Annotated in this window: 6 protein-coding genes; 5 read left to right on the plus strand and 1 reads right to left on the minus strand. The window is 39.3% G+C overall.

The window, feature by feature from the left end; translation table 11 throughout:
• Window positions 1-278: 278 nt before the first annotated feature.
• The 5 genes from gatC (at window position 279) to rlmD (ending at window position 5,980) form a co-directional block, all read left to right on the plus strand.
• On the plus strand, window positions 279-590 hold the full coding sequence (gene gatC, locus ACYVQZ_RS03615; RefSeq protein ID WP_461240024.1) for an Asp-tRNA(Asn)/Glu-tRNA(Gln) amidotransferase subunit GatC: 312 nt from the start codon (window positions 279-281) through the stop codon (window positions 588-590).
• A complete protein-coding gene (gene gatA / locus ACYVQZ_RS03620) occupies window positions 590-2,059 on the plus strand; it encodes an Asp-tRNA(Asn)/Glu-tRNA(Gln) amidotransferase subunit GatA (RefSeq protein ID WP_461240025.1) in 1,470 nt (489 codons plus the stop codon). The genes gatC and gatA overlap by 1 nt, the downstream gene beginning before the upstream one ends.
• Window positions 2,059-3,486 carry an Asp-tRNA(Asn)/Glu-tRNA(Gln) amidotransferase subunit GatB gene (gatB, locus tag ACYVQZ_RS03625; RefSeq protein WP_461240026.1) on the plus strand — a complete coding sequence of 476 codons (1,428 nt, stop codon included), beginning with the start codon at window positions 2,059-2,061 and terminating at the stop codon, window positions 3,484-3,486. Before gatA ends, gatB begins: the two co-directional genes overlap by 1 nt.
• A gap of 18 nt (window positions 3,487-3,504) precedes the next feature.
• On the plus strand, window positions 3,505-4,491 hold the full coding sequence (locus ACYVQZ_RS03630) for a diacylglycerol kinase (protein ID WP_461240027.1): 987 nt from the start codon (window positions 3,505-3,507) through the stop codon (window positions 4,489-4,491).
• A 121-nt stretch (window positions 4,492-4,612) separates the two neighbouring features.
• A complete protein-coding gene (rlmD, locus tag ACYVQZ_RS03635) occupies window positions 4,613-5,980 on the plus strand; it encodes a 23S rRNA (uracil(1939)-C(5))-methyltransferase RlmD (protein WP_461240028.1) in 1,368 nt (455 codons plus the stop codon).
• Window positions 5,981-6,041: 61 nt separating this feature from the next.
• Here rlmD and ACYVQZ_RS03640 read toward each other — a convergent pair whose 3' ends face one another.
• On the minus strand, window positions 6,042-7,523 hold the full coding sequence (locus ACYVQZ_RS03640; RefSeq protein WP_461240029.1) for a DUF2207 family protein: 1,482 nt from the start codon (window positions 7,521-7,523) through the stop codon (window positions 6,042-6,044).
• Between the last annotated feature and the right edge of the window lie 64 nt (window positions 7,524-7,587).

A 7,587-nucleotide genomic window follows, 5' to 3' on the forward strand; every position in this document is an offset into this window, starting at 1 on the left:
CAACGGGTAGTTTTTGAGGATTAACGATAAAAAATGAATTATCACACGGGTTATGTGTGATGATTCATTTTTTGTTGTTAACCGCAGAAAACTGTTGTTTGGAGCACGTTTCAGTAATAAACAAAACCGCATCAACAACTTAACAATCCAAACAATTTCCACCCAGCCACAAAAACAATCACAAATTCCAATAAATTCCATTGAAAAAAGCTAATTACAATCCGCTTGTGATACAATAATAGGTTGTAAGTATGAATTCCCGAAAAGAGGTTGAGAGAATGTCAGACAAAATTAATGAACAACAAGTAAAACATGTTGCGTCACTTGCAAAATTACAATTTGACGATCAACAGTTAGGTAAATTTACCAGCCAATTAGAAAGTATTATTGATATGTTTGAAACAATTGATCCAGTTGATACTACAGGTGTTGAACCTATGACATCTGCAACTGATCAAGTCAATGCAATGCGTGAAGATGTTGCAGTAAATAGCCATCAACGTGAAGCATTGTTAAATAACGCGCCAGATACAGAAGACGGTTATATTAAAGTACCAGCAATTATTGACGAAAGCGGGGATGGCGAGTAATGGATTTTTACGAAACAGATTTAACAAACTTGCATGACGATTTAGTCAATAAAAAAATTAGTGCAACGGAGTTAACAAAGGCAACATACGACAATATTGAAAACCGCGACGACCAGGTCGAGGCCTTTTTAACATTGAATAAAGACGAAGCTCTTAAACAAGCTGCTCAATTAGATGAACAAGGCATTAACGCTGATCAATTAGTAGCCGGTATTCCATTGGGCGTGAAGGACAATATTGTCACCAAAGATATTCGCACCACGGCTGCTTCAAAAATTTTAGATAACTTTAAGCCAATTTATGACGCGACAGTCATTGGAAAACTAAAAGCCCAAAACTTTATCGATGCCGGTAAATTAAACTTAGATGAATTTGCGATGGGTGGGTCAACTGAAAACTCAGCTTACCAAACAACCCATAATGCCTGGGACTTAACTCGTGTTCCTGGTGGTTCATCAGGTGGTTCAGCTGCTGCAGTTGCAGCTGGTGAAGTCTTAGCAGCATTAGGAACAGATACTGGTGGCTCAATTCGCTTACCAGCATCATATAACGGTGTTGTTGGAATGAAGCCCACATATGGCCGTGTGTCACGTTGGGGCATCATTGCCTTTGGTTCTAGTTTGGATCAAGTTGGCTGGTTAACTCAAAGTGTGAAGGACAATGCATTATTGACTTCACTGATTAGTGGTCACGATGAGCATGATTTAACGTCATCAAAACAAGCAGTACCTGATTTTGCCGCTCAATTAAATGAAGACACAAACGTGAAGGGCTTACGCATTGCTGTACCAAAAGAATATCTAGATGATGGTGTGGATGAAGGCGTCAAGCAAACGATTCAAGCTGCCTTGAAACACTACGAATCATTAGGTGCAATTGTGGATGAAGTTTCATTACCACATACTAAATACGGCGTTGCCGCTTATTACATTATCTCTTCTTCAGAAGCTTCATCAAACCTTCAACGCTTTGATGGTATTCGTTATGGTGTTCGTGCTAAGGATGTTGAGAATCTGGAAGATGTTTATGTACGCTCCAGAACTGAAGGCTTCGGGGATGAAGTTAAACGCAGAATCATGTTAGGAACATTCTCACTATCAGCTGGTTTTTACGATGCCTACTTTAAAAAAGCAAGCCAAATTCGAACATTGATTCGTCAAGACTTTGAAAAGGTGTTTGCAGATCACGACTTAATCATGGGACCTGCTGGCCCAACAGTTGCTTACAAGATTGGTTCAACTATTTCAGATCCTAAAGCAATGTACATGAATGATGTTTTGACAGTGCCAGTTAATATGGCGGGTCTACCAGGAATGTCAATTCCTGCAGGCTTCTCAAATAACATGCCAGTTGGATTGCAAATTATTGGAAAACCATTTGACGAAGAAACAATGTATAAAGCAGCTTACACGTTTGAACGATCAACTGATTTTCATAAACAAACACCAAAGATCGGGGGCCAAAACTAATGAACTTTGAAACAACAATTGGGCTCGAGGTCCACGTTGAATTAAAAACAAATTCTAAAATTTTTAGTCCATCACCAGTGCAATTTGGCTCAGATCCAAATGCTAACACTAACGTCATTGATTGGGGTTATCCTGGTGTGTTACCAAACACTAATAAAGGCGTTGTTGAAGATGGTATTAAGGCGGCAGTTGCACTGCACGCTGAAATCGAACAACATCCTCATTTCGACCGGAAAAACTACTTCTATCCCGATAATCCAAAGGCCTATCAAATTTCTCAATCAGAAACACCATTAGCACATGATGGTTGGATTGAAATTGAAGTTGATGGCGAAAAGAAAAAAGTCGGAATTGCAGAAATGCATATTGAAGAAGACGCCGGGAAAAATACGCATAGTCCAAGTGGATATTCATTTGTCGATTTGAACCGTCAGGGAACACCGTTGATTGAAATTGTGTCAAAACCTGATATTGCTTCACCAGATGAAGCCTATGCTTATCTCGAAGCTTTGCGTCAACGAATTCAATTTACTGGTGTGTCTGACGTGAAAATGGAAGAAGGTTCAATGCGGGTTGACGTTAACATTTCAATTCGCCCAGTTGGTTCAGATAAATATGGGACCAAGACTGAATTAAAGAACTTGAACTCGTTTAACTATGTTCGTAAAGGCTTGGCCTTTGAAGAACAACGTCAACAACGTGTCTTAATGTCTGGCGGTAAGATTGAACAAGAAACACGTCGATACGACGAAACAACTGGTCAAACAATTTTAATGCGTGTTAAGGAAGGTTCTGACGATTATCGTTACTTCCCTGAACCTGATCTACCAGTCCTTGAAATTAGTAATGATTGGATTGATGAAATCAAGCATCACATGCCTGAAATGCCTGGTGATCGTCGTAAACGTTATATTAACGATCTGGGCTTAACTGATTATGACGCTATGGTTTTAACGCAAACTAAAGAAATGTCAGATTTCTTTGAAGCAGTTGTGGCCCAAGGTGCCGATGCCAAAATGGCTTCTAATTATCTTCAAGGTGACGTGAATGCTTACCTGAACGATAACCAAGTTGATTTGACGCAAACAAAATTGACACCAGAACATTTAGCTGCCATGATTAAGTTAATTAGCGATGGTACTATCTCAACTAAGATGGCTAAGAAGGTCTTTAAGGCCATTACTGATGGTGAAGATCCAGATAAGTTTGTGAAGGAAAAGGGCTTGGTCCAATTATCAGATCCTGCTCAATTACAACCAATTATTGACGGTATTTTAGCCGATAATGCCCAATCTGTTGAGGACTTTAAGAACGGTAAAGACCGTGCTAAAGGCTATCTCGTTGGTCAAATTATGAAACAAACTCATGGACAAGCTAATCCACAGGTCGTCAATGACCTCCTTGTTAAGTCACTTGAAGCACTTTAATTTAATGGAGGATTTCGCATGCAAAAACGTGCGCGCATAATTTATAATCCAACTTCAGGGCGCGAAGCCTTAAAAAGTGATTTAGTCGATATTATGGCTGTTTATGAACAAGCCGGGTATGAAACAAGTGCTTATGCCACAACGCCTGAACCTGATTCAGCCAAAAATGAGGCGACCAGAGCCGCGAAAGAAGGCTTTGATTTAATCGTGGCTGCTGGTGGGGACGGCACACTTAATGAAGTGGTTAATGGTCTTGCTGGATTACCGAAACGTCCTAAGATGGCAATTATTCCCGCAGGAACAACTAATGACTATGCACGGGCACTTCGAATTCCACGTGAAGACCCGATTGCAGCAGCTAAGGTTATTTTAAAGGGCCAAACAATCAAAATGGACATTGGAAAAGCGAACGATAATTATTTTATCAATATTGCTGCCGGTGGTTCATTGACTGAACTGACGTATGACGTGCCTTCACAAATGAAGTCGTTATTTGGTTACTTAGCCTATGTCGCCAAGGGCGCTGAGTTATTGCCACAAATCAAACCAGTCACGATGCACATTAAGTACGATGGTGAAGAATTTAATGGTAAGGCCTCCATGTTTTTGATTGCCTTAACCAATTCCGTGGGTGGCTTTGAACAAATCGTGCCGGATGCGTCATTAGATGATGGTAAATTCACAATGATTATCGTGAAGGAAGCTAATCTAATTGAAATGATGCGTTTGATTACCAAGGTGTTAAATGGTGGCAAACACATTGACGATCCAAAAGTGATCTATAAAAAGGTCGCCAAGGTAGAAGCCATGGCTGCTAACGACCGCTTAATGATCAATCTCGACGGTGAATATGGTGGCGATGCGCCAATGGTGTTTGAAGATCTTAAACAACACATCGAAACGTTTGCTAACGTTGATGACATGCCAGACAGTGCCGTTACTGGGATTGATGAGGATGTTAAAAAAGCAGAAGAAAAATTTGTTAAAGCGGTGGATAAATTGTAGAGAACGTTCAACACTCAAAAATTTGCATTCACCAAAAACTTACCTATAATGAGTCTGGTAACAATCTAATTTTGTACCAGACTCATTTGTCGTTACACAGAAAAATTGAGGAAAAAATATATTGAAAAGAAATCAACCAGTACACAAAAATGAATCATATTCGGGCAAAGTCATTGATTTAACATATCAAGGAATGGGTGTCATCAAAATTGACACTTTTCCGATCTTTTTAACCAATGCGCTACCGGGTGAAGAAGTCGATTTTAAGGTCACTAAGGTGACTGCCAATTACGCATTTGGCCGTGTAATTAAGTGGAACACCACAAGCCCAGATCGAGTAGAAGTGAAAAATAAAGAATATACGCAAACAGGCATTGCGCCATTACAACATTTGAGTTATTCTGCCCAATTACAGTTTAAGCAACACCAGATTGCTGAACTATTACAAAAGGCACACTTAGAAATTCCAGTCAGTGAGACGATTGGGATGGAAACACCATATCACTACCGGAACAAAGCTCAAGTTCCTGTCCGTGAAGTTCGTGGTCAATTGCAGACCGGTTTTTATAAACGCGGTAGTCATCAATTAGTTCCAATTGAAGATTTCTATATTCAAGATCCTAAAATTGATGAGGCCATTATTGTGGTTCGCGACTTATTGCGTAAGTACCACATCGAACCGTACGATGAACAATCTAATCAGGGTGTGGTCAAGACTGTCATGGTAAGACGAAGTTATTACAGTCATGAGATGATGATTGTGATTGTAACCCGCCACAAACGTTTGCCGATGTCTGACCAAATTGTGGCTGGTATTACCGCACAATTACCTGAAGTGAAAAGCATTGTGCAAAATATTAATACACCAAACACCAATGTGTTGTTGGGTGAAAAAAATGTGTTGTTATGGGGCAGTGAGACGATTACCGATCAATTGCTGGGATTAGATTTCATCATTTCACCACGTTCGTTTTATCAGGTTAACCCCCAACAAACAGAAAAATTATATCAATTAGCTATCGAAAAAGCAGGCTTAACTGGTGACCAGGCAGTGATTGATGCCTATTGTGGTATTGGCACAATTTCACTGGCTGTTGCTAAACATGCCAAACAAGTCTATGGTGTCGAAATTGTTGAGGATGCGATTCACGATGCCAAAAAGAATGCTAAGCATAACGGTATTGATAATGTTAAGTTTGTCGTTGGCAAAGCTGAAGAACAAATGGCAACTTGGCAAGCAGATGGCCTGAAACCAGATGTGATTATTGTTGACCCACCACGTAAAGGACTAACGAATGAATTAATTGAAGCAGCAGCCCAAATGGGACCTGGGAAGGTAGTCTATGTGAGTTGTAATCCGGCGACGCTAGTGCGGGACATTCAATTATTTGCGGATCAAGGATATCAAGTTAAAGATGCAATTACGCCTGTTGATCAATTTCCACAGACAACGCACATTGAAAGTGTGACGGTGTTAGAAAAAAAGTAAAATAAATGGATCGTGAACTTTCACGATCCATTTTTTTAATTATTTTAGAAATATACTGTCATTAAAAGGCACCACCACCTGAGCTACCGCCGAAGCCACCGGAATCGCCGCCACTGAAGCCGCCACTACTACCTGAAGAACTAGCGTCATTACCATTCATGTCAGTGCCAGCACCACTGTTGAAGGAATTAGCAAAATCAGAAGCAAAGTTCATATCTGCGGTTTCACTGTCAAAGAAAATTGGGTAGTAACCATACCCGCCTGAACTTAATTCGTCGACCGTAAAGTTCGTATTCATTGCTTGAATGACACGTTTAGCTAAATTGAACGAAACGGCATAGGGTAGAATTTCTTCCCATAAAATTAAATCGCCCACCTGTGAACGATCAAATTCACCAATATCTTTGAGCATGTATTTAAAGTTACGAATTTTGCCGATTTCATCTTCACCAGTTTGTGTGTAGGGTGACAGATTGATTAACTTCGAAATTCCTATTATCACACTGAAACCTAACAGCAAAATACTGAGTAACCATCCCAGTACGATAAATCCAGCATTAATCGTGATTAAAAATAGACTGGCCACAAATGTAAAAATTGAAAGCAACGGGCCGAAAATCAATAATAGAATTGCTTTGTTTTTTATTTTGCCGTTTTGTTTGTCAAAATAGCCGAGTGACTCAGCGTGATTATAGATTTGATATTGCCAAGATTTAAAATGATCTTGAAGATCATTTTTGCCAGAACCAACTGGAGCAAATTTTTTTAATTCTGTTAGCGTAACACTATATAAGCCGTCTTTAGAATCAATCAAGGTTCCCACCGTTTCAAATAAATCAGTTAATAGTTTGCCACCGATTTTTGGTTTAGTATATTTTGTAGTTTGAGTTAATCTAAAAGTTTTTCCTTCCGGCACAATTGTAATTAATTTATTTGCTGCTAATTCTAATAAATAAGCCGTGAAAGCATGTGTGTTAGGTCGATTATGATTCAGCAAAGATTGGCTGGTGACAGCATCTTCACTTGGAATTTCAAAATTGTGCACATGAGGCGTCTTAATGACTTTGTCTCGTTTATGACGATGAAACCAGACCAGTTGGCTAATGATAAACCAAAGACTGATGATAAAAATAATCAAAAAGCTACCTACCGAAATTAGTTGTTTTCTTAATCGGCGGTTGTTGGTACTTTTGGCAAATTTTCTTTCTTGATTTTGTACAGCTTTCAGACGTTTTTTGTTAATGACATAAGTGTTAGTAGACGTCACAGTTGTTGGAAAAATCATATGGCTTTCTACAAATTGATGAGCATCCAGTGAAGCAATCTTCATCATTACGGTGCCTTTTTGACGATTAACTGTTGTATGACCGTTTGATGGACCGTGTGTCCATGCTTGTAGTTTCTTGACAGGTTGGGTTGGCAATGAAATTTTGATTTGAACATCATTGAGATCTGTTTCCCAGCCGTTACCGATGATTTTTGGATTGAAGTCAATATTTGAGACAGGTTTTAAGAGACATTCAGAACCGCGTTTACCTTCCACAGCTCAAATAAATCATTAATCGTGATTAATAACTTATTTGAACCATGGAAAGCATTAAATCAGG

It is taken from the genome of Paucilactobacillus salsurae (assembly GCF_054784995.1).

What these genes read in the sequence shown, in the direction of transcription:
- gatC (WP_461240024.1), top strand. Translation starts at nt 279, where the DNA reads ATGTCAGACAAAATTAATGAACAACAAGTAAAACATGTTGCGTCACTT.
- gatA (WP_461240025.1), top strand. Translation starts at nt 590, where the DNA reads ATGGATTTTTACGAAACAGATTTAACAAACTTGCATGACGATTTAGTC.
- gatB (WP_461240026.1), top strand. Translation starts at nt 2,059, where the DNA reads ATGAACTTTGAAACAACAATTGGGCTCGAGGTCCACGTTGAATTAAAA.
- ACYVQZ_RS03630 (WP_461240027.1), top strand. Translation starts at nt 3,505, where the DNA reads ATGCAAAAACGTGCGCGCATAATTTATAATCCAACTTCAGGGCGCGAA.